The organism is Candidatus Mycobacterium wuenschmannii, from assembly GCF_030252325.1.
Taxonomy (GTDB): domain Bacteria; phylum Actinomycetota; class Actinomycetes; order Mycobacteriales; family Mycobacteriaceae; genus Mycobacterium; species Mycobacterium wuenschmannii.
The window spans coordinates 2408683-2428668 of sequence record NZ_CP126981.1; the positions used below are offsets into that span (position 1 = coordinate 2408683).

The 19986-nt window shown below is 67.7% G+C and carries 25 protein-coding genes; 10 read left to right on the top strand and 15 right to left on the bottom strand.

Features of this window, described 5'->3' with window-relative positions:
* Positions 1 to 19: 19 nt before the first annotated feature.
* On the top strand, positions 20 to 304 hold the full coding sequence (locus PT015_RS11310) for a 4a-hydroxytetrahydrobiopterin dehydratase (RefSeq protein ID WP_285190705.1): 285 nt from the start codon (positions 20 to 22) through the stop codon (positions 302 to 304).
* Here the strand turns inward: PT015_RS11310 and PT015_RS11315 are convergent.
* Positions 282 to 1529: a mannosyltransferase gene (locus PT015_RS11315; protein WP_285190706.1), complete on the bottom strand. Its 1248-nt coding sequence runs from the start codon at positions 1527 to 1529 to the stop codon at positions 282 to 284. The genes PT015_RS11310 and PT015_RS11315 overlap by 23 nt on opposite strands.
* A 107-nt stretch (positions 1530 to 1636) precedes the next feature.
* On the opposite strand from PT015_RS11315, the gene PT015_RS11320 reads away from it, so the two are divergent.
* Together PT015_RS11320 and PT015_RS11325 are read left to right on the top strand one after the other, a co-directional pair.
* Positions 1637 to 2380, top strand: coding sequence for a hypothetical protein (locus PT015_RS11320; RefSeq protein ID WP_285190707.1), 744 nt, complete (start codon positions 1637 to 1639; stop codon positions 2378 to 2380).
* Between the two features lie 72 nt (positions 2381 to 2452).
* Positions 2453 to 3430: an Rv1157c family protein gene (locus tag PT015_RS11325; RefSeq protein WP_285190708.1), complete on the top strand. Its 978-nt coding sequence runs from the start codon at positions 2453 to 2455 to the stop codon at positions 3428 to 3430.
* Positions 3431 to 3531: 101 nt separating this feature from the next.
* On the opposite strand, the gene PT015_RS11330 is transcribed toward PT015_RS11325, so the two are convergent.
* A complete protein-coding gene (locus PT015_RS11330; protein ID WP_285190709.1) occupies positions 3532 to 3678 on the bottom strand; it encodes a DUF1059 domain-containing protein in 147 nt (48 codons plus the stop codon).
* The gene (locus PT015_RS11335; protein WP_285191060.1) at positions 3675 to 4262 is read right to left on the bottom strand and encodes an HhH-GPD-type base excision DNA repair protein; all 588 of its coding nucleotides are present in this window, start codon (positions 4260 to 4262) and stop codon (positions 3675 to 3677) included. The genes PT015_RS11330 and PT015_RS11335 overlap by 4 nt, the downstream gene beginning before the upstream one ends.
* Before the next feature lie 82 nt (positions 4263 to 4344).
* Here PT015_RS11335 and PT015_RS11340 point away from each other — a divergent pair, with 82 nt between their 5' ends.
* On the top strand, positions 4345 to 4680 hold the full coding sequence (locus tag PT015_RS11340) for a hypothetical protein (protein ID WP_285190710.1): 336 nt from the start codon (positions 4345 to 4347) through the stop codon (positions 4678 to 4680).
* Positions 4681 to 4696: 16 nt separating this feature from the next.
* Positions 4697 to 5110: a DUF4345 domain-containing protein gene (locus tag PT015_RS11345; RefSeq protein WP_285190711.1), complete on the top strand. Its 414-nt coding sequence runs from the start codon at positions 4697 to 4699 to the stop codon at positions 5108 to 5110.
* Here PT015_RS11345 and PT015_RS11350 read toward each other — a convergent pair.
* Complete coding sequence (locus PT015_RS11350; protein ID WP_285190712.1) at positions 5107 to 5292, bottom strand: DUF5302 domain-containing protein; 186 nt, start codon at positions 5290 to 5292, stop codon at positions 5107 to 5109. The two genes, PT015_RS11345 and PT015_RS11350, sit on opposite strands and share 4 nt — an antisense overlap.
* A 9-nt stretch (positions 5293 to 5301) precedes the next feature.
* A complete protein-coding gene (locus PT015_RS11355; protein WP_285190713.1) occupies positions 5302 to 5745 on the bottom strand; it encodes a PPOX class F420-dependent oxidoreductase in 444 nt (147 codons plus the stop codon).
* 47 nt (positions 5746 to 5792) lie between these two features.
* Here PT015_RS11355 and PT015_RS11360 point away from each other — a divergent pair, with 47 nt between their 5' ends.
* A complete protein-coding gene (locus tag PT015_RS11360) occupies positions 5793 to 6338 on the top strand; it encodes a DUF1697 domain-containing protein (protein ID WP_285190714.1) in 546 nt (181 codons plus the stop codon).
* Here PT015_RS11360 and PT015_RS11365 read toward each other — a convergent pair.
* Positions 6323 to 6688 carry a GntR family transcriptional regulator gene (locus PT015_RS11365; RefSeq protein ID WP_285191061.1) on the bottom strand — a complete coding sequence of 122 codons (366 nt, stop codon included), beginning with the start codon at positions 6686 to 6688 and terminating at the stop codon, positions 6323 to 6325. The genes PT015_RS11360 and PT015_RS11365 overlap by 16 nt on opposite strands.
* 128 nt (positions 6689 to 6816) lie before the next feature.
* Between PT015_RS11365 and PT015_RS11370 the strand changes: the two genes are divergently transcribed.
* Positions 6817 to 7530 (top strand): NAD-dependent deacylase, encoded by a 714-nt coding sequence (locus tag PT015_RS11370; protein ID WP_285190715.1) that lies wholly within the window; start codon positions 6817 to 6819, stop codon positions 7528 to 7530.
* Between the two features lie 10 nt (positions 7531 to 7540).
* Here PT015_RS11370 and PT015_RS11375 read toward each other — a convergent pair whose 3' ends face one another.
* From PT015_RS11375 to PT015_RS11385, 3 genes are read right to left on the bottom strand one after another with little or no spacing between them, the layout of a single operon-like run.
* Positions 7541 to 8197, bottom strand: a complete 657-nt coding sequence (locus PT015_RS11375; protein WP_285191062.1) for a class I SAM-dependent methyltransferase — start codon at positions 8195 to 8197, stop codon at positions 7541 to 7543.
* Positions 8194 to 8892: a TetR/AcrR family transcriptional regulator gene (locus tag PT015_RS11380; RefSeq protein WP_285190716.1), complete on the bottom strand. Its 699-nt coding sequence runs from the start codon at positions 8890 to 8892 to the stop codon at positions 8194 to 8196. The genes PT015_RS11375 and PT015_RS11380 overlap by 4 nt, the downstream gene beginning before the upstream one ends.
* The gene (locus PT015_RS11385) at positions 8882 to 11209 is read right to left on the bottom strand and encodes an MMPL family transporter (RefSeq protein WP_285190717.1); all 2328 of its coding nucleotides are present in this window, start codon (positions 11207 to 11209) and stop codon (positions 8882 to 8884) included. The genes PT015_RS11380 and PT015_RS11385 overlap by 11 nt, the downstream gene beginning before the upstream one ends.
* A gap of 293 nt (positions 11210 to 11502) precedes the next feature.
* On the opposite strand from PT015_RS11385, the gene PT015_RS11390 reads away from it, so the two are divergent.
* Complete coding sequence (locus tag PT015_RS11390) at positions 11503 to 11634, top strand: hypothetical protein (protein WP_285190718.1); 132 nt, start codon at positions 11503 to 11505, stop codon at positions 11632 to 11634.
* A 206-nt stretch (positions 11635 to 11840) separates the two neighbouring features.
* Here the strand turns inward: PT015_RS11390 and PT015_RS11395 are convergent, their stop codons facing one another.
* Both PT015_RS11395 and PT015_RS11400 read right to left on the bottom strand, forming a co-directional pair.
* Complete coding sequence (locus PT015_RS11395; RefSeq protein WP_285190719.1) at positions 11841 to 12593, bottom strand: 3-hydroxyacyl-CoA dehydrogenase; 753 nt, start codon at positions 12591 to 12593, stop codon at positions 11841 to 11843.
* A 52-nt stretch (positions 12594 to 12645) separates the two neighbouring features.
* Positions 12646 to 13719 (bottom strand): CaiB/BaiF CoA transferase family protein, encoded by a 1074-nt coding sequence (locus PT015_RS11400; RefSeq protein WP_285190720.1) that lies wholly within the window; start codon positions 13717 to 13719, stop codon positions 12646 to 12648.
* A gap of 250 nt (positions 13720 to 13969) precedes the next feature.
* Between PT015_RS11400 and PT015_RS11405 the strand changes: the two genes are divergently transcribed.
* Positions 13970 to 14782: an enoyl-CoA hydratase gene (locus tag PT015_RS11405; protein WP_285190721.1), complete on the top strand. Its 813-nt coding sequence runs from the start codon at positions 13970 to 13972 to the stop codon at positions 14780 to 14782.
* Between the two features lie 3 nt (positions 14783 to 14785).
* Here the strand turns inward: PT015_RS11405 and PT015_RS11410 are convergent, their stop codons facing one another.
* Together PT015_RS11410 and PT015_RS11415 are read right to left on the bottom strand one after the other, a co-directional pair.
* The gene (locus tag PT015_RS11410) at positions 14786 to 15523 is read right to left on the bottom strand and encodes a CPBP family intramembrane glutamic endopeptidase (RefSeq protein ID WP_285190722.1); all 738 of its coding nucleotides are present in this window, start codon (positions 15521 to 15523) and stop codon (positions 14786 to 14788) included.
* Between the two features lie 20 nt (positions 15524 to 15543).
* Positions 15544 to 16692, bottom strand: a complete 1149-nt coding sequence (locus PT015_RS11415; RefSeq protein ID WP_285190723.1) for an NAD(P)H-binding protein — start codon at positions 16690 to 16692, stop codon at positions 15544 to 15546.
* Between the two features lie 235 nt (positions 16693 to 16927).
* Between PT015_RS11415 and PT015_RS11420 the strand changes: the two genes are divergently transcribed.
* Positions 16928 to 17968, top strand: coding sequence for a type III polyketide synthase (locus PT015_RS11420; protein WP_285190724.1), 1041 nt, complete (start codon positions 16928 to 16930; stop codon positions 17966 to 17968).
* Between the two features lie 33 nt (positions 17969 to 18001).
* Here PT015_RS11420 and PT015_RS11425 read toward each other — a convergent pair whose 3' ends face one another.
* Both PT015_RS11425 and PT015_RS11430 read right to left on the bottom strand, forming a co-directional pair.
* On the bottom strand, positions 18002 to 18793 hold the full coding sequence (locus PT015_RS11425) for a crotonase/enoyl-CoA hydratase family protein (protein ID WP_285190725.1): 792 nt from the start codon (positions 18791 to 18793) through the stop codon (positions 18002 to 18004).
* Entirely contained in the window at positions 18790 to 19935 is a 1146-nt protein-coding gene (locus PT015_RS11430) for a thiolase family protein (RefSeq protein WP_285190726.1), read from the bottom strand. Before PT015_RS11430 ends, PT015_RS11425 begins: the two co-directional genes overlap by 4 nt.
* Positions 19936 to 19986 lie beyond the last annotated feature (51 nt).

Sequence of the window (19986 nt, forward strand, 5' to 3'; positions counted from 1 at the left end):
GACGGTATACCGTCGAAATATGGCTGTGTTAACGGATGAACAAGTGGACGCCGCACTGCCTGAGTTGGACGGGTGGGAACGCGAGGACGGCGCCCTACGGCGCGAGGTCAAGTTTCCGGAGTTTCTCGCCGGCATCGACGCGGTGCGACGGGTCGGCGAACACGCCGAAGCCGAGGATCATCACCCCGACATCGATATTCGTTGGCGGACGGTGACTTTCGCGTTGGTGACGCACTCCGAGGGCGGCATCACCGACAAGGACGTGGCGATGGCCCGCGACATCAATCGGATCGTCGGGAACTAGCGGCAACCCAGGCCAGCGTGGCCAGCGTCGCCACGATGTAGACCAGGCCGCCCCACGCCTGGTACCAGGGCCGCCCGTTCTGCCAGATGCTCGGCTGCGCGAAACTCAGCAGCCACGGCACGCCGACGACGAGCAGTGCCAACCACGTCCAGCCAAGGATTCGCGCGCCCGAGCGCTCGGCCAGCGGACCGTGGAACAACCAGATCAGCAACGGCACCAACCAGACCCAGTGGTGCGTCCAGGAAATCGGGGACAGCAACAGCCCGAACATCTCGACCACCAGCAGTCGGCCCAGCCGATCACTCATTGCCCGCCAAGCGAATACGGAAAGTAGTGCGGTGACGGCGATTCCGATCAGCACGGCCGGGCTGTAGCCGGCGTCGTAGCCGTAGATCCGGCAGACCGCGCCGCGCCACGACTGGTTGAAGATGGTGCAGATCGGGCCGACGCGGTCAGTCTTGAAGATCAGATCGGTGAAGTAGTAACGGGTTTGGTCCCCGACGACCAGTGCCGACAACCCGATGGTGGCCGCGAACACGACGCCGGAGAACACCGCCGTCGCCCACCGTCGCGTGCCGGCGAAGTACAAGCCGCCGATCGCGGGCGTCAACTTCACCCCGGCGGCCGTGCCCAGCAACAGGCCGGACAGCCACCAGCGCGCGCTGTACACCGCGCCCAGCGTCGCCAACGCCAGCACCACGTTGATCTGCCCGTAGTCGAAGGTGCTGCGCAGCGGTTCGAGCCAGATCGCGATGCCCGTCCACAACATCGCCCACCGGTGGCCCTCGCCCGCGGCGACACCCAGCAGTCGCTGACTGAGCCGGATCACGCCGTAGAGCGCGGCCATCGTCCCGACCGTCCAGCAGAACGCGACCAGGCCGAACGGCAGGAAGTGCAACGGGTAGAACACCACCGCCGCGAACGGCGGATAGGTGAAGGGCAGCGGGAAATCCGGTGTCTGATCTGCGTAGACGTAGTGGTAGAGGCTGCCCGGGTGGTCGATCATCGCCGACCCGCCGACGTAGACGTGCAGGTCGACGAAGTTCGCGCCGTTGGGCGCCAGGTAGGTCCAGGCCAGCCGCGCCAGCACGCTGACCAGCAGGACCACCGGCCCGATGGTGTCCACCGAGATCGCGGGGCGGCGGTTGGCGATTGCCGCCGGAGCGGCCGAGGAGGTGTCGATCTGCACGACTCTATCGGCGCGCCGCTCGGTCACCGCCGTCACTCGGTTCAGTAACGGTCGGATAAATGCCACACGTGTCACTTGAGTCACTCCCGCCTCCTGACGGATCGTCTCCGGCGAGGACCTGTCATCGAGATTCAAGGGGAGTCATGTCAACTATCGGAACCTTCGTTCGCGCCACGGCCATCGTGGCGGGCTCGTCGGCAGCGTTGCTCTTGGGCGGCCTGATGGGCACAGCCCACGCCGACCCGATCGCACCGGTGCCCACGCCCGACATCAGCCAGCAACTCGTCGGCACCGCGGCTCAGGCGCCGCAGCTGCTGCAGAACGTCGCCGGCGCACTGGGCGGCCAGCCCGCCACGCCGCCGCCGCTGGCCAGCGCGGCGATCAAGATGCCGCAGCAGGCGGCCCCGACCACGGGCTCGTCGCTGCTTCCGGGTCTGGCGTCGCCGGCCCCCGCCGCGAGTTCAACTCCGGGCCTGGGCATTCCGGGCCTCAGCGCGCCGACTCCGGCCGCCACGTCGACGCCGGGGCTCAGCCTCCCGGGCCTGACTCCCTCCGTTCCGGCTGCGGCCGCGCCGGCGGCGGCCAGCCCGACGAGCATGCTGCCGCAGGCTCAGCTCAACCTGCCGCAGATCCCCGGGATGCCCTTCCCGCTGCCGCAGCAGGTGTCGCTGCCCGGTGACCTGACCTCGCTGATCGGCGGCTCGCCGCTGACCAGTGGCCTCGCGTCGGCGGCCGGCATCCCGTCCGCTGCGGCTCCCGCGGCGACCCTGCCGCTGACCGCCGCCCCGGCGGCGACGTTGCCGCTGACGGCGGCGCCGTTGGCGACCGCTCCGGTGCTGCCGTCGACCGCCGGTGCAGCGCTGTTCCCGGTCTCCGCCCTGCCCTGACCGAGCCCTTGGCCGGCTAGCGCCAACGCGCGCTAGCCGGCCACCAACAACTTCGACGACTGGGAGGACACCATGTACATCACCCGAAACCTGATCAGCACCTTCGCCACCGCGGCCATTGCCGCCAGCGCCGTGGCACTGTCCCCCACCGCTGCCGCCGACCCGGCGCCGCCCGCGCCGATCCCCGCCCAGCAGGCGCCGGCCATCCCCGGCATGCCCGGCCTGCCCGCGCTGACCGAGCTGAGCCCGATCATCCAGCAGGCCGCCGGCAACCCCGAGCAGGCCACCCAGCTGTTGATGGCCGCCGCGCAGGCGTTCAGCAAGAACCCGTCGGCGCCGGAAGAAGCGAAAAACGTTGCGGCATCGGTGAATCAATTCGCCCAGGCACCCGAAGCCGCATCAACCGCGCACGTCGTCCCGCCTGGCGTGGAACCCGGCGCGCAGGCCCACCTGCCCACCGGCATCGACCCGGAGCATGCCGCCGGCCCCGCAGCAGCAGCAGCCGCACCGGCCGCCGCACCCGCCGCGGCCAATGCCGTTCCGGTGGCAGCGACCCCGCCGGCTCCGGCCGCCGCCCCCGCGCCTCAGGCTGCCGCCCCGGCACCCGCGCCCGAGGCAGCGACGCCGACCTTCAGCCCGGACGCACCGCCCACCCAGGACTTCATGTACCCGTCGATCAGCAACAACTGTGGCGGCGACGGCGGCACGGTGATGGCGCCGGTGCTGTCGGTCGCCGGACCGGCGAAGATCCCGACGCCCGGCCCCGCCGCGGGCCAGACCGCCTACGTGTTCACCGCGGTGGGCACCTCGGGCCCCGCCGACGTGCAGAAGCTCCCGCTGAACGTCACCTGGGTGAACCTGACCAGCGGCAAGTCGGGCAGCGCGACACTCAAGCCGAACGCCGACATCAACCCGCAGGGACCGACCACGCTGACCGCCGTCGTCGACACCGGTTCGGGCAGCATCATGTCGACCGTCTTCGGACAGGTCAGCACCAAAGACAAGCAGTGCCAGTTCATGCCCACCATCGGCTCGACGGTGGTGCCTTGATCTAGAGACGACGAAATCCGCCGGGGCACATAGGCTCCGGCGGATTTTGCGTCAGTCGGTCATGGCCCTAATAGGCCATGCCGTGCTAGTCGTTCATGGCCCTAATAGGCCATGAAGAGAATCGCGTCCCGGTCGTATTCCAGGCCGGGGTGCGCGCTGGCCAAATGCTCCTGCGTCAGGTCGACCAGCTCGTCTTCGTCCTTGCCGGTGATCGCCTCGCCACACGGACAGTTCAGATGCGTCTTCATGGTGTCGCCTTTCCGGTTGCTGCCTTCTTGGCTGCCTTCATCTGTTTCTTGTACGAACGGACCTTTTCCATCGACTTCGCGTCGGCGATGTCGGCGACCGATACGTGGCTGCCGGCCTTGCCGAAGTCGCCTGCCGCGGCGCGCCAGCCCTTAGGCGTCACCGCGTACTGCTTGCCGAGGAGCGCCAGAAAGATCTGCGCCTTCTGCTCCCCGAACCCCGGCAGGCCCTTGAGCCGTTTCAGCAACTCGGCTCCGTCGGGGTCGCCGGCGGTCCACAAGCCGGCGGTGTCGCCGTCGTAGCGGTCGACGATGATCTGCGCCAACGTCTGGATCCGCTTGGCCATCGAACCCGGAAAGCGATGAATTGCAGGCTTTTCCGAACACAACGCGGCGAACTTGTCCGGGTTGCAGTCCGCGATCTCGGCGACGTCGAAACTGCCCATCCGGTCGGCGATCTTCTTCGGCCCGGCGAATGCCGTCTCGAAGGTGACCTGTTGATCGAGAACCATCCCGATCACCAACGCCAGCGGATCGTCAGCCAGCAGTTGGTCGGCCTCGGGATCCTGGGCCAGGCACAGCTTGATCGTCAACGGTCGACACCCATGATCGCGATCCTAACCCCGCTGTTTCGCAGAAATCTCGCCCGTCACGAGTTTCAATGAAGCGATGAGCCGGCCCGCTCACTTTTCGCTTCGCGCAAGGTGGTCGTTCGCCGTTGCGGTATCGGCGGCGATGCTCGTCGCCGTGCCTGCCCACGCCGACTCGCCGCACGATCGGTACCACCCCAACTACGACGAGAATTGGTGTCCCGGCGGCGGAACCGGCGCCGCGGGAGCGCGCGGTTACTGCGACGGGGTCGACTATCCCGATGGCAGTTTCTGGCACGCGGCCGGCTTCACCGGCGCCGAGCACTTCGAGGAGACCACCCGCTGCAAGCTGCACTCGGGGTTGATCCTGCAGGACGCGCCGCCGGGTGGTTGCGGCAATGAGTGGCGGGGCTGACGGTTACCGTGGCGAGATGGCTCAGCCCACCGCACGTCACCTGAAGAACCTGGCCGGTTTCACCGGCCTGTCCTGCATCGCGATCGGGATCTACCACTTCCTGTTGGGCGTCTCGTCGGTGCCGGGCGCGACGGGCGCCAACGCGACGGTCGACTCGCGCGAGCGCTTCTACTCCGCCTATTTCGCCGGCTACGGCGTCGCGTGGCTGGGCGCCGCCCGCCGGTCCCCGATCCGCGCCACCGAGATTCGCCTACTGGCTGGGCTGATGCTGGTCAGCGCGGTGGGACGGGTGATCTCGCTGGTCGCCAACGGCCGGCCGCACTGGTTCCAGGAGGTGTTGACAGCGGTCGAATTCGTCGTTCCCGCAGCATTTTTCGGAATGACCGAGCTGGGGATAGCGACGGCCGACGAGAAGGAGCTGGCGCGCTAGCCGCTCTTGCGGCGGAACTCTCGATGGTTTCCGGCCGCGCCGTGCGCCCGAGTCCCCTTGGCGCCGCCGTCCTTGTGATCGGCCCCGCCGGAGGACTTCGCGTTCTTGCGCTCCAGCGCCTCACGGAATTTGCGCTTGTTGTCGTCCTCGGGCGGTGTGTCCCCGGACTTCGATCCAGCCATAGCCGCAGCCTAACGCAGGCCGGGCGGCATGCCGTAGAGATGTGCGACCGGCAGCGTCAGCACCACGCGGCGATCGGTGACCATCGCCTCGCGGTATTCGTCCCAGTCTGAGTGTTCGCCAGCGATGTTGCGGTACAACGCAATCAGCGCCTCGACCGTGTCGTCCCCGGGAGCGGCCGCCGGCGGCGTCAGCGTCGCGGTGCCCTCGGCGACGGCATACGACCAGCCGTCGTCCGAACTGACGAGCAGCGACGCCCGCGGGTCGCGACGCAGGTTGCGGGTTTTGGCGCGCGGCTCGGTGACCGACACCTGGATGGCAAGACTGCGGACGTCGAAGTAATAGGAGACGTTGGACAACTGAGGTCGGCCGTCCCGTTTGAGCGTGGCCAGCACCCCGAGAGAATTGTCCGCGATCACGGCCAACAGCTTGTCGTCGAAAACATCGCGCCCCATGTCGAAAGCCTACGGGCCGACCTGATCGGCTGGCTACCATCACGCTCATGACCGAGTACGCGGCATTCCTGCGGGGCGTCAATGTCGGTGGCGTCAACCTGAAAATGGCCGATGTCGCAACGGCGTTGACCGATGCCGGACTCGCCGACGTCCGCACCATCCTGGCGACCGGCAACGTGACACTGACGTCGCCCAAGGGCGCCGACGCCGTGCGGGAGGCCGCCGAGCAGGCGCTGCGCAAGGCGTTCGGCTACGACGCCTGGGTGCTGGTCTATCCACGCACCAAGCTGGCGTCGATCGTCGACGGCTATCCATTCGACGCCGAGGTCGACGGATACCAGTCCTATGTCACCTTTGTCAGCGACGCCGACGTGCTCGACGAGCTCACGGGGCTGACCAAGGATGCCGGCGCCGACGAAAAGATCAAGCGTGGTTCCAAATCCGCCGGTGTAATCTATTGGCAGGTCGCCAAGGGCAAGACACTGGACAGCACCATCGGCAAGACGATGGGCAAGAAGAAATACAAGTCGTCGACCACCACCCGCAATCTGCGCACGCTGGCCAAAGTCGTGGCCGCTCAGTCGTCGACGTAGTCCTGCAGGTAGCGCAGCGCGTCGGCCTTGCCGAGGCCCAGCCCGCGCGCCACGTCGAGGAACGCGCCGGCCGCCGCGGCCATCGCGGTGTCCGCGGGGTCCGCCCGGGCGACGAAAGTGCCGAAGCGACCGCGGGTTTCGACGATGCCGGCAGTTTCGAGTTCGCGGTAAGCCCGAGCGACGGTATTGACGGCCAGGTTCAGTTCGCCGGCCAGCTCGCGGACCGTCGGCAACCGCGTGCCGGGCGCTAGGGTGCCGGCCCGGATCGCATCGATGATCTGGTTGCGCAGCTGATCGAACAGCGGTCGATCCGCCTGCCCGTCCAACCGCAGCCATTCGCCCCACTCCACCCGCCCAGTATCCCGCAGCACCGCTGGTTTCACTGCCCAGCTCCTCCTCATCGCCGGGCTAAATCCACTGCCCAGCTCCTCCTCATCGCGCTACGCGCTCTGCATCGTCGCCGGGCTATCTTGGTGAGGTGCGAATCACGGTGCTGTCCGGCGCGGGGATCTCCGCGGAGAGCGGCGTGCCGACGTTCCGCGACGACAAGAACGGCCTGTGGGCCAAGTTCGACCCCTACGAGTTGTCCAGCGTCCAAGGCTGGGAACGCAACCCGGAACGGGTATGGGGCTGGTATCTGTGGCGGCACTACTTGTGCGGCACCGTCGAGCCGAACCCCGGGCACCGCGCCGTCGCCGCGTGGCAGGACCACGCCGAGGTCAGCGTCGTCACCCAGAACGTCGACGATCTGCACGAGCGCGCGGGCAGCTCGCCGGTGCACCATCTGCACGGCAGCCTCTTCGAGTTTCGTTGCGCGACATGCGATTCGCCCTACACCGGCGACCTACCTGAGATGACCAAGCCCGCACTGGAGGTCGAACCACCGACGTGCCACTGCGGTGGCCTGATCCGGCCGGACATCGTCTGGTTCGGCGAGCCGCTCCCCCAGGAGCCTTGGCAGCACGCGGTCGAGGCGACGACGAACGCCGACGTGCTGGTCGTGGTCGGAACGTCGAGCATCGTCTACCCCGCCGCCAGCCTGCCCGAGGCGGCGCTGGCCCGCGGAATCGTCGTCGTCGAAGTCAATCCGGAACCCACACCGCTGTCCGACAGCGCCACGATCACCGTGCGCGAATCGGCCAGCACCGCGCTCCCGACACTGCTACAGCGGCTGCCGGCCCTGCTGAAGTAGCCCTGCTGAACTAGGCGGGACGGTGCGCCCGGCCGATGACGAATTCCGACGTCGGGACCGGCACCCACGCCGGGAACAGGAACTCAGTCCGGGAGCGCTCGACCTCGAAGCCCGCTGAGCGAATCGACTGCTCGGTATGGCGATGCGCGTGACAGTTGCCGGCCAGCCGGGGCCACAGCGTCGTCGCGTCGACGAACTTCTGGAACCCGCCCCGCAATCCCTTGCTGGCCACGTGCTCCAGATAACGCAGCTCGCCGCCCGGCTTCATCAGCGAAAGCGCTTGTCGCAGAACCGAATCCGGTTCACCGACCGAGCACAGCACCAGCGAGAACACCACCGCGTCGAACGGCGCTTCGGCGGAGAAGCTCTCCACGGTCCGGTTGGTCACCTCGACCGGGACGGGCGCGGTGGCGGCGGCCTCCCGGGCCAGGCCGACCAACTGCTGCTCGGGTTCGATCGCGACGACCTGCTCAACGGTGTCGGGGTAGAACGCAAAGTTGCTGCCGGTCCCGGCGCCCACCTCGAGGACGCGCCCCGACAAGCCGGCGAGATTCTCTCGGCGAGTTTCGCGCATCTGCTCGGTCTCGTGCGCAGCGATCCTGGTCCAGACGCGTGCGAAGAACGGATGGTGGACGGTCTCCGCCGTCGGTGACGCCATGCCTGTCAGCCTTTCGACCCCAGCGCCGTGAGCTTCTCCACCACCTGCTGCGGTGTCGCGTCGGCGCCGACCAATCCGGTCACCATATTCCCGGAGAAGACGGCGCGCAGCACCCGGTCGGTGAACGCATCGGCATCGCCGAACGGCAGATGCGGCTTGGCGATCAGCAACGCGGCCACGCCGTGCGCGGCGCTCCACAGTTCCAGGGCGACCGCGGTGGCGTCTCCGGCAGGGAACACGCCCTCGGCCATCAATGTCTTGACGGAGGCGCACATGTGCTCGAAGGCCGAACTGGCAAGGGCGGCATCGACATTGCTGTTCGATTTCCATTCGCCCATCGTCGCGATCCGATACAGCTCGGGGTTTTCGACCGCGAACCGGACGTAGGCCAAGCCCTGCGCGCGCAGCACCTCCACGGTGCTCGGCTGCACCGAGGCGACCCGCTGCATCTCGTCGTCGAGCTTCTCGAAGTAGCGCGCGCACACCGCATCCAGCAAGGCGTCCTTGTCCTGGAAGTGCAGATAGATCGACGGCGGCGTGACGCCGACGCGTTCTGCGACCGAACGGATCGAGACCGCCTTGGCATGCCCAATGTCGAGCAGGAGTTCGGTTGCGGCATCGAGGATTTCGTCGCGCAGCAGGTCACCAGACCCGCGCGGCGCGCGCCGCCGGCGAAGAGTTTCGGTGGACGGATCAGCGACCATCTACCACCGTCGTTGCAGTACGTGCGGCAGCGGCAGCGGGAACGGCGGATACGGCCGCATCGACCAGCAACGGCTCGGGCTCCGAGCCCGACTCGCTGATGCCGAACCGCTCATGCAGCCACACCAGCGGCTTGGGCGCCCACCAACTCCAGTGGCCCAGCACATGCATGAACGCCGGCACCAGCACCATCCGCACCAGCGTCGCATCGGCCAGCACGGCCAACGTCAGCCCGGTACCGAACATCCGCATGAACGAGACCTGGGCGGCGATCAACGCGGCGAACGAAATCGACATCACCAGCGCGGCCGCGGTCACGACCCGGCCGGTGCGGGCCAGCCCGAGCGCGACGCTCCTGTCGTTGTCAGCGCGCTTGGTTCGGTTGTCCGGAGGGACCGGATGCGACGCGAGCGCGCTCAACCAGTATTCGCGGATCCGGGAGACCAGGAACACCTCGTAATCCATCGACAGGCCGAAGGCGACGCAGAACAACAGCACCGGGATATTGGCGACGACCGTGCCGCTCGACGTGGTGCCCATTGCGCCGAGGTGCCCGTCCTGGAAGATCCAGACGAGTGCGCCGAACGCCGCGGTCAGCGATAAAACATTGCACACCAACGCTTTCAACGGCAGCAGCACGCTACCGGTGAGCAGGAAAAGCAGGACGAACGTGATGACACCGATCAGGCCCAGCACCAGCGGCAGCCGGTCGGTGATCGCGTCCACGCTGTCGCGATTGATCTGCGCCTGACCGGTCAGCTGGGTCGGCTGGCCGGCCGGTCCGGGCACGGCGTGCAGCCGGTCGAGCTGGGCATCGGACGCTTTGGAGAACAGCGGCGCGGTGCTGGCGATCGTCAAAAAGGCGCTGCCGGAAGACATTCCGGTGGCCGCCGACGGTGGGCCGACCAGGGTGCCGTGCACGAATGTGCCGGTCGGCGCCGAGACGGCCGACACGTCGGCCACCCGCGACAAGTCGGCGGCGTAGCGGCTGAGGTCGCCCGGACGCACCCCTCGAACGTCCGGGACGACAACAGACACCGCGGTCGCCGAATCATCGGCGAAATCGTGACGCAACTGGTCACCGACTGCGTGGGCGGAGGCCGAGGCCGGCAGCACCCGGTCGTCGGGCATGCCCCACTTCACCCCGAGGAAGGGCAGCCCCAGCATCAGCAGCAGCGCGACGACGGCCAATCCGATCGGAATGGCACGTCGCATCACGAAAGTTGTTGAGCGGTACCAGAACAACTGCTCGACGGGTTTGCGCACCGGATCTGGCCGGCCGAATAGCCGGCGTCCGAGCTTGCGTACGTCCAGCGCGTCCAACCGCGGCCCGAGCAACACGATCGCCGCGGGCGTCACGACGATCGCTGCCGTCGCGACGAATGCAACGGTGGCCACGCCGGCGTAGGCGAAGGACTTCAGGAAGTACATCGGGAACAGCACCATCACGACCATCGACAACGCGACGGTGGTCGCCGAGAACAGCACCGTGCGGCCCGCGGTCGCCATCGTGCGGATCAACGCGGCGTCCGGTTCGGCGCCGTCGGCCAACTCGTCGCGGTAGCGGCTGATGATCAGCAGCGTGTAGTCGATCGCCAGAGCCAGGCCCAGCGCGCTACTGAGGTTCAGCGCATAGGTCGACACGTCCGTGCCGAAACTGATCAGCCGCAGCACCGACATCGACCCGACGATGGCCAACCCGCCCAAGCACACCGGCAGGGCCGCGGTCAGCAGGCCGCCGAACACCCAGACCAACACCAGGAAGCTGAGTGGAATCGCGAGCGACTCCATCAGCAGCAGATCGCGCTCGTTCTGGTGGTTGATCTGGTCGTAGATCATCGCCGCGCCACCGGCGCGGACCGTGACGCCGTCGCGGTCGTGGACCACTTTCGCCGCGATCTTCTTGGCGTACTTCTGCGCGTTGTTCTCGCCGCCCTTGAGGTTGGCGACGATCAGTCCGGACTTGCCGTCCTTACTCACCAGGTTGGCCGGCCCGTTCCAGGCCGAGACGACGTTGTACACCCCGTCCGACCCTTGGACCTGCGCGACGATCTCGCTGCCGACCCGGCGGGCCAGCTCGCTTTGCGCGCCGCTCGGCGCGGTCACCACGAGGACGAGTTGCTGATCGCTTTGGCCGAACTTCTCGCCCAGCAACTTGGTCGCCTGCGCCGACTCCGAGGCCGGGTCCTGAAAGCCGCCGGCGGACAGACTCTTGGCGACCGGCAGGCCGAACACGGCAGCCGCGACGAGGACCACGACCGCAGCAGCAAGGATGCGCCGGGGCCCTGCAATGGCCAGACGGGCGATTCGCTGCAACATGGGTGTCCTCTGATTCGTTATCGTCGGTAACTTATCAGCGATAAGTTACCGACGCAACCTCTTTAGAGGGAACGGGACAGAAACCCGCGATGGTTCGATGCGGCGCCCGATACGCAGGACATTTGCGGAGCATATGCGGTTGAACGCCTGCCCAATAGGTCACTTCCGAGCATCCGGACGCGGCGTCCGGTGAGTAAGCCCTTACCGCCAGACCTACCGGAAAGTAACAATTGCCACGATTTTCCGAATCGTGACTCAAAGATTCCTTAAACGTTGCCCATACGCTCACGTGCATGTGGATCGATGACTCCAATGCCGACGTAATCAAGGTTGATTTCGAGGCCCTCTACCACGGGGACTTCCTGGTGGAGGGTGAGTGCTCGGAGCAACTCGAGGATTGGCACCCGCTGGCCGACGCGAGTTAGTCCGCGCGACGCGCGCTCCGGAAAGGAGCGTGGCCGTGTCGAGGCGATCGTGAGCCTCAGCTAGACCTTCGGCAATGTCCTATTGAGCAAAAATGCCCCCGCTGCGGCGGGGGCATTTTTTGTGGGCCTCAGCTGCGCGAACGTCGACTTGTCGAGGCTCGGACGGCCGAAACGGCCCGACAACTCGACGTTCGGGGTGACAGCGGCTACCGCGGGGCCATCCGGATCGCGCCGTCGAGGCGGATCACCTCGCCATTGAGCATCGGGTTCTCGATGATGTGCACGGCCAACGCGCCGTACTCGTCCGGGTTGCCGAGCCGGCTGGGGTGCGGCACCTGCTTGCCGAGCGACTCGCGCGCCGGCTCGGGCAGGCCCGCCAGCAGCGGGGTGTCGAACAGACCCGGCGCGATGGTGACGACCCGAATGCCCTTGCTGGCCAGGTCGCGGGCAATCGGCAACGTCATGCCGACGACTCCGCCCTTGGATGCCGAGTAGGCGGCCTGCCCGATCTGGCCGTCGAAAGCGGCGACCGAAGCGGTGTTGACGATGACGCCGCGCTCCTCGCCGACCAGGTCGTGCTGGGCGATCCGCTCGGCGCCCAGCCTCAGCACGTTGAACGTGCCGATCAGGTTGATCTCGACGACCTTGCGGAACGCCTCCAGCGGGAAGGGCCCGTCCTTGCCCAGGGTCTTGACGGCGTTGCCGGTACCGGCGCAGTTGATCACGATGCGCAGCGGCCCCAGCGACTCGGCGATGTCGAACGCCGCGGTCACCGCCTTCTCGTCGGTAACGTCGGCCGGCGCGAAGCGCGCCCGGTCACCCAGCTCGCGGACGACGTCCTCGCCTTTGAGGTCGAGCACGACCACCTGGGCGCCGGCGTCGAGCAGCCGCCGCGTGGTGGCCAGGCCCAACCCGGACGCCCCGCCGGTGACGAGTGCGACGGCATCGTTGATCTGCACGAAGACATCCTTTCGAAGCGGCCAGGCGAGCCGACCTACTGGTTGGCCGGGACTATACCCAGTCGGCGAGGACGGCCTCGGTGTCGGCTCCGGGCTGGCCGGGCGGGGTCGGCTGGTTCGGCTGCGACCGGGAGAACCGCGGCGCGGGCAGTGGCTGCAACCCCTTGCCCGCTTCGTAGAAGGTGTTCCGCTCGGTGATGTGCGGCTCGGTCTCGACTTCACCGAAGGCCAGCACCGGGGTCACGCACGCATCGGAGTCGGCGAACACCTTGGCCCAGTGGTCGCGGTCCTTGGCGGCGAAGGTCTTGGTGAACGTGTCGCGCAGCTCGGGCCAGCGGCTGCGGTCGTTCTGCCCAGGCAAGTCCTTGGGGTCGAGGCCCATCCCGTCCAGCATCGCCGCGTAGAACTGCGGCTCGATGGCGCCCACCGAGACGTAGCGGCCGTCGGCGCATTCGTAGGTGTCGTAGTAGGGCGCACCGGTGTCGAGCATGTTGGTGCCGCGCTCGTCGGTCCACAGGCCCAGCGCCCGCATGCCCCACATCATCTGCACCAGCACCGAGGAACCGTCGACCATTGCGGCGTCGACGACCTGGCCCTTGCCGGAGGTCTGCCGCTCGAACAGCGCCGACAGGATGCCGAGCAACAGGAACATCGACCCGCCGCCGAAGTCGCCGACCAGGTTGAGCGGCGGCACCGGCTTCTCGCCCGCCCGGCCGATGGCGTGCAGCACGCCGTTCAGCGAGATGTAGTTGATGTCGTGGCCGGCCTGTCTGCTGCGCGGGCCGGTCTGCCCCCAGCCGGTCATCCGGCCGTAGACCAGCTTCTCGTTGACCTTGGCGCAGTCCTCCGGGCCCAGGCCCATCCGCTCGGTGACACCCGGCCGGTAGCCCTCGATCAGCACGTCGGCCTTGGCGACGAGTTTGAGCACCAGTTCGCGGCCCTCGTCGGATTTGAGGTCGGCGATGACGAAGCGCCGGTTGCGCAGCATCGGGTCGCTGCCGCTGGCACCCGGCCGGTCGATGCGCACCACGTCGGCGCCCAAGTCACCGAGGATCATCGCAGCGTGCGGGCCCGGCCCGATTCCGGCGAGCTCGATCACTCGCAAACCTGTCAGCGGACCCGCCATTGCACACGACCTCTCTGTCGATACCAGTTCGTGGCGATCGCAAGCGCGGCGAAGCCGGGCGCAGCGGGTCGACACCTGTCAATGCATCTTGACAGTCGGCCTCGTCGTGCCCGCACCCCGGTGGCTTACGTGGCGATCGCAAGCGCGGCGCAGCCACGCGCAGCGGGTCGCCACCCAACTACGGTCGGTGGCGATCGCAAGCGCGGCGCAGCCACGCGCAGCGCGTCGCCACCGAACTACAGTCGATCCCATGACCGCTATCGATTCCGGAATCGACGCCCTCGCACCCGTCGACGGGCTCGCCGTCAGCCTCGCCGACGGCGTGCTGTCGGTGACGATCGACCGCCCGGACAGCCTGAACTCGTTGACGCTGCCGGTATTCGAGGGGCTCGCCGACGTGATGGAACACGCGGCCCACGACCCGCGGGTGAAGGTGGTGCGGCTCGGCGGCGCGGGCCGGGGCTTCTGCTCCGGCGCCGGCATGAGCGCCGACGACGTGGCGGGCGCCGGTCCCGGCGACGAGCTGATCCTGGCGGCCAATCGGGTGGTCCGCGCGATCACCGCGCTGCCGCGTCCGGTCGTTGCGGTGGTGCACGGTGCCGCCGCCGGTGTCGGGGTGTCGATCGCATTGGCGTGCGACCTCGTATTGGCTTCGGACACAGCGTTTTTCATGCTCGCGTTCACCAAGATCGGCCTGATGCCGGACGGTGGCGCCTCGGCGCTGATCGCCGCCGCGATCGGCCGGATCGGAGCGATGCGGATGGCCCTGCTCGCCGAGCGACTCTCCGCGGCGGACGCCTTGGCCGCCGGACTGGTCAGCGCGGTCTACCCGGCCGACGACTTCGGCTCCGAGGTGGACACGGTGGTGGCCAAACTCCTGACCGGGCCGGCGGTGGCCTTCGCCAAGACCAAGCAGGCGATCAACGCGGCCACGCTCACCGAGCTGGAGCCGACCCTGCAGCGCGAACTCGAGGGTCAGTCAATCCTGTTGAACTCGCACGACTTCCGCGAGGGCGCACGGGCTTTCCAGCAGCGCCGCAATCCGGAGTTCACGGACAGCTGAGGTTTACAGGCCGAACAGCGGCGGCAGTCCGAGCAGTACGACCAAGGTCCAGACGAAGTGGGTCAGGATCGGCGCGAGCACTCCGCCGGTGGCCCGGCGCTCGAGCGCGCAGACCGTGCCGAGGATGATCGCCGCGAAGGCCAGCATCGGGTTCTGACTGCTGGCCAGCGTGGCTATCACGTAGATGACGGTCGAGATCAAGAGCGGGTGATGGTTGCCGAGCGCGGTATAGAGCGCGCCGCGGTAGAACAACTCCTCCGCGATCGCCGCCAACAGCGCGATAGCCATTGTCAGCCGCCACGATCCCTGATCGGTGTAGTGCAGCAGTTTCGTGACGTATTCGGCGATCGCGGGGACCTCCCGGACGATCAACCCGCCGACGATGAAGACGCCGCCGACGATCAGCCCGATGGTGGTGCCGCTGACCACCGGGCGCTGATTGCGGCCGCGCCAGCGGGCGCCACCCAGGTGCAGCGGACCGGACGCGAAAGCGCCCAGCGCCCACACCCCCGACAGCGCCAGCGACCACCAGTAGAACGCGGGTTGGCCGGGACGCTCGCGCAGTGCGAACGCCAGCGATGCGACGCCGAGCACCAGCACCACCGCCACCACCACCCGCCTGCGGCGCACGGTCGACGGCGGTTCGTTGTGCGGCACAGCGACATTGACGATGCCGCGACGGATTTCTTCCAGCGCGCTGGGCTGAGAACTCACGTCACTCACTCCGCTGCTCCTCCTCATCAAAGCGCTCTGCACCGTCGCTAGCGGGACTCATTCAATCTCACTTTCGGCGTGAGCGTGATCAAGATGTCGAGCCCGGTCCGCAGTGCCCCGGCGATCGGACCGGGCACGACGTTGACCAACCCCAGACCGGGTCGCGCGATCGCTGGAGTCACTATGCACGCCAGCCGCCGCAACCGCAGCGCATCGCCACCGGCCCAGGCCGGATCGCTATCCGCGAGGTGGTGCGGGTCGGCCAGCGCGTTCACCGGGCGCGGCCGGTGATGCGACAGCGAGCGGCCGATCGCATCCTCGATCGAGAGCAGCCCGCCCTGCGGTTCGGCGACCAGATCCCGTAGGCCGGTACCGCTGGCCCGCATCGGATAGTCCAGCGACTCGACCAAGTCGGCCGCCAAACCGTCGGGCACCGGCAGCGCCAGCGCGGTCACCCACGACGCCAGCGTGGTGTCGATCCCCCACACCGGCAGGCCGGTGTGCCACGTCCCGGCGATGCGCGCGTAGGTCTTCAGCAACTCCCGGTAGGACGTGGTGTCCGGCCCGGCGATGTCGTACGAACCCGCCGGCACCTGCTCGGGGTCCGCGGCCGCGACGAGATAGTGCAGCACGTCGCGGATCGAGATCGGGTCGATCGGGTTGTCCATCCACGACGGGATCGGGATCACCGGGAACCGGTCGGCGACGTAGCGGAGCATCTCGAACGACGTCGAACCCGCACCGAAGATCACCGCGGCGCCCAGCCACACCACTTCGGCGCCGCCGTCGACGGTCAGCGCCTCGGCCACCTCGGCGCGGCTGGTCAAGTGCTCCGACAACCCTTCGTCCGACGGGACGAAACCGCCGAGGTAGACGATGCGACGCACGCCGGCACTCCTCGCGGCGACCGCCACGTTGTGGGCCGCGGCGCGGTCGGCCTCACGAAAGCCGGGTTGGCCGATCGCGTGCACGAGGTAGTAGATGACATCGATGGGGCCGGCGGCAGCCAGCGCCGCGTCCGCCGAATCGGCGTCCGAGGCGTCCAGCTGCGCCACCGTCACGTCGTCGACCCAGCCGAAGTCGACCAGACGGGCCGGGTCCCTGGTGGCGGCCACGACCTCGTGACCCGCCTCGAGCAGAGCCGTGACCAAACGCGATCCCACATATCCGGTCGCGCCGGTCACCAGAATTCGCACAGTTTTCAACCTATCGATCGTGATGGACGAGGGAGTTGAGTTCAGTTGTTGCCGAGTCCCCTCTCCGGCAAACCGGCGGGTTCGTCACATGCTGCGATTCCAGGTGATTGTGGTTAGGGTCCAACTATCCGGATTGAACTAACGCAGGCGTCAGATCGTGACCACGATGGAGCAACGATGCCTCGTATTCGCCGAATCGCAAGGGGTGACCGAATTGCCAGGGGTGAGAGCGAACATGTCACCGGCTCCGTCCGTCGCCGCTGTCGCGGTGGAGTTCCCGCCGTATCAGGTCGATCAGGCCGAGGCGCTGTCCGGGTTGGCCGGCTTCGGCGGCGCTGAATTCCAGCGCTTCGGCGCGAGCGCGGGCGTGGAGAAGCGCCGAATTGCCATGCCGTTGGCCGACTACGCCACGCTAGGCAGTTTCACCGAGGCCAACAACGTTTTCATCGAGGTCGCGTTGACCCTCGGCGAGCGGGCGATCCGGGCCGCTCTGGACGCCGCCGGCGTGCGGCCTGAGGACGTCGACGTGGTGTTCTCGACGACGGTGACCGGGCTCGCGGTGCCCACCCTGGAGGCCCGGTTGGCGACGCGCCTCGGCCTGCGTCCCGACGTCAAGCGGGTGCCGCTCTTCGGCCTCGGCTGTGTGGCCGGCGCGGCGGGCGTCGCCCGCATGCACGACTATCTGCTGGCATTCCCGGACCAGGTCGCGGTGCTGCTGGCCGTCGAACTGTGCTCTTTGACGCTGCAGCGGGACGACCTCTCGGTGGCAAACCTGGTGGCCGCCAGCCTGTTCGGCGACGGCGCCGCCGCCGTCGTCGGTATGGGCTCGGCCCGGGCAGCGGCCGGGCCCCGGGTGCTGGCCACCCGCAGCCGGCTCTACCCCGACACCGAAGACGTGATGGGCTGGGACATCGGCAGTAATGGCTTCAAGATCAAACTTTCCACCGAGGTGGCGACCGTCGCCGAGAAGTACGTCGGTGACGACGTGCGCAACTTCCTCGCAGAGCACGGACTGACGCCCGACGACATCGCGACCTGGGTGTGCCATCCCGGTGGACCAAAGGTCATCGAGGCCATCGAGAACACGCTCGACCTGCCGCCGAACGCGATGGACCACACCCGAAACTCGTTGCGCGAGAACGCCAACCTGTCATCGGTGTCGGTGCTGGACGTGCTCAGCAGGAACCTCGCCGATCCACCCGGACCGGGATCGTTCGGCCTGATGATCGCGATGGGGCCGGCATTCTGCTCGGAACTTGTACTGCTCGGCTGGTAGGCCGTCGCCTCTGACGGCGACCCGCCGTGGCCCTCAGCGTGCCTTCCAGACCGGTGGGCGCTTCTCGGCGAACGCCGTCGGCCCTTCCTTGGCGTCCTCGCTGCGCAGCAGAGCACCGAACTCGACGACCGTGCGCGCCCAGCTCGGCTCCTCGTGGGGAATCACACCGTCCTCGGCGCCGCACGCGAGCCGCTTACTGGCCTGCACCGACAACGGCGCGTTGACCGTGATCCGCTTGGCAAGTGCCAGAGCCGCTTCCAGCACGGTGCCGTCGGGGACGACCTGGTTGATCAGTCCCCAATCGGCGGCCTCCGCGGCGCTGATCGGCTCACCGGTCAGCAGCATCTGCATGCCCACCTTGCGCGGCAACTGCTCCGCGATGCGGAACACCCCACCGGCTCCGGCGATCAGGCCGACCTTGACCTCGGGCAGACCGAACTGTGCCCGCTCCTCGGCCACCACCAGATCGCTGGCCAACGCCAGTTCCGTGCCACCACCCAACGCGGTGCCGTTGACCGCGGCGATCGTCGGCTTGTCGATGAAGTGGTGGACGTAGCCCGCGAAACCCCACTCGCCGTGGTCCGGGTGATACAGGTTCTCCCGGCGCGCGACGGCCTTGAGATCGGCTCCGGCACAGAAGGATTTGTCACCGGCACCGGTGATCACCACCGCGCGGATGTCGGGGTCCTGCTGTGCCTGCTCGAGCGCGTCACCCACACCGATGCTGACCGCGCCGTTGACGCAGTTCCGCGCCTCCGGCCGGTTGATGGTGATGACGAGGACGTCGTCGCGGCGCTCGGTGAGAACCGCGGGAGCGTCGGTCACAACAGTTCCACGATGGTGGCGTTGGCCTGGCCACCGCCTTCACACATGGTCTGCAGGCCGTAACGAATTCCCTTGTCCCGCATGTGGTACAGCATCGTGGTCATGATCCGGGCGCCGGATCCACCGAGCGGGTGGCCGAGCGCGATCGCACCGCCGTTGGGGTTCAGCTTCTTCTCGTCGGCGCCGATGTCCTTCAGCCAGGCCAGCGGCACCGGCGCGAAGGCCTCGTTGACCTCGAACACGCCGATGTCGTCCAGCGACAGACCGGACTTCTTCAGCGCCTTCTGGGTGGCGGGGATCGGTGCGGTCAGCATGATCACCGGGTCGGCACCGGCCAGCACGGCGGTGTGCACCTTGGCAATCGGGTTGAGCCCCAACTCCCTTGCCTTCTCCGCGGTCATGATCAGCAGTGCCGCCGAGCCGTCCGAGATCTGGCTGGAGTTACCGGCGTGGATCACGCCGTCTTCCTTGAAGGCGGGCTTCAGCTGAGCCATCTTCTCGATCGGCGTGCCGCGGCGGATGCCCTCGTCCTTGAGCACGACGTTGTTGTCCTGATCCTTGATGCCGACGATCTGGTCGTCAAACGCACCGGAATCCTGTGCGGCAGCGGCCTTGTCATGCGAGCCGAGGGAGAACTGGTCGACCGTGGTGCGGTCGAAGCCCCACTGCTCGGCGATCATCTCGGCGCCGATGCCCTGGTTTGGCGTCCGGTCGTAGCGGGCCTTGAAGCCCGGCGAGAACGGGTTGCCACCGTTGGCCAACGAGGCGCCCATCGGGGTGCGCGACATCGACTCGACACCGCCGGCGACGACGACGTCGTAGTGCCCGGCGACCACACCGGCGGCGGCGAAGTGGATCGACTGCTGGCTGGAACCACACTGACGGTCGACGGTCACGCCCGGCACGGTCTCAGGCCAACCGGCCGCGAGCAACGCGGTGCGACCGATGTCCATCGACTGCTCGCCGGCCTGCATGACGCAGCCCCAAATCACGTCGTCGACGAGCGCCGGGTCGACGCCGGCCTTCTGAACCAGGCCGTTGAGAACCTGCGCGGATAGATCGGCGGCATGGACACCGGACAGGCCCCCGTTGCGCTTCCCGACCGGTGAACGAACTGCCTCGACGATGACGGCTTCAGCCATGGCTCTATCTCCTTTGACATGAGGTCTTCCGTCGATTGTTGACCAACCGCT

What these genes read in the sequence shown, in the direction of transcription:
- PT015_RS11310 (WP_285190705.1), top strand. Translation starts at nt 20, where the DNA reads ATGGCTGTGTTAACGGATGAACAAGTGGACGCCGCACTGCCTGAGTTG.
- PT015_RS11320 (WP_285190707.1), top strand. Translation starts at nt 1,637, where the DNA reads ATGTCAACTATCGGAACCTTCGTTCGCGCCACGGCCATCGTGGCGGGC.
- PT015_RS11325 (WP_285190708.1), top strand. Translation starts at nt 2,453, where the DNA reads ATGTACATCACCCGAAACCTGATCAGCACCTTCGCCACCGCGGCCATT.
- PT015_RS11330 (WP_285190709.1), bottom strand. Translation starts at nt 3,678, where the DNA reads ATGAAGACGCATCTGAACTGTCCGTGTGGCGAGGCGATCACCGGCAAG.
- PT015_RS11340 (WP_285190710.1), top strand. Translation starts at nt 4,345, where the DNA reads ATGAGCCGGCCCGCTCACTTTTCGCTTCGCGCAAGGTGGTCGTTCGCC.
- PT015_RS11345 (WP_285190711.1), top strand. Translation starts at nt 4,697, where the DNA reads ATGGCTCAGCCCACCGCACGTCACCTGAAGAACCTGGCCGGTTTCACC.
- PT015_RS11350 (WP_285190712.1), bottom strand. Translation starts at nt 5,292, where the DNA reads ATGGCTGGATCGAAGTCCGGGGACACACCGCCCGAGGACGACAACAAG.
- PT015_RS11355 (WP_285190713.1), bottom strand. Translation starts at nt 5,745, where the DNA reads ATGGGGCGCGATGTTTTCGACGACAAGCTGTTGGCCGTGATCGCGGAC.
- PT015_RS11360 (WP_285190714.1), top strand. Translation starts at nt 5,793, where the DNA reads ATGACCGAGTACGCGGCATTCCTGCGGGGCGTCAATGTCGGTGGCGTC.
- PT015_RS11380 (WP_285190716.1), bottom strand. Translation starts at nt 8,892, where the DNA reads ATGGTCGCTGATCCGTCCACCGAAACTCTTCGCCGGCGGCGCGCGCCG.
- PT015_RS11385 (WP_285190717.1), bottom strand. Translation starts at nt 11,209, where the DNA reads ATGTTGCAGCGAATCGCCCGTCTGGCCATTGCAGGGCCCCGGCGCATC.
- PT015_RS11390 (WP_285190718.1), top strand. Translation starts at nt 11,503, where the DNA reads ATGTGGATCGATGACTCCAATGCCGACGTAATCAAGGTTGATTTCGAG.
- PT015_RS11400 (WP_285190720.1), bottom strand. Translation starts at nt 13,719, where the DNA reads ATGGCGGGTCCGCTGACAGGTTTGCGAGTGATCGAGCTCGCCGGAATC.
- PT015_RS11405 (WP_285190721.1), top strand. Translation starts at nt 13,970, where the DNA reads ATGACCGCTATCGATTCCGGAATCGACGCCCTCGCACCCGTCGACGGG.
- PT015_RS11410 (WP_285190722.1), bottom strand. Translation starts at nt 15,523, where the DNA reads ATGAGGAGGAGCAGCGGAGTGAGTGACGTGAGTTCTCAGCCCAGCGCG.
- PT015_RS11420 (WP_285190724.1), top strand. Translation starts at nt 16,928, where the DNA reads ATGTCACCGGCTCCGTCCGTCGCCGCTGTCGCGGTGGAGTTCCCGCCG.
- PT015_RS11430 (WP_285190726.1), bottom strand. Translation starts at nt 19,935, where the DNA reads ATGGCTGAAGCCGTCATCGTCGAGGCAGTTCGTTCACCGGTCGGGAAG.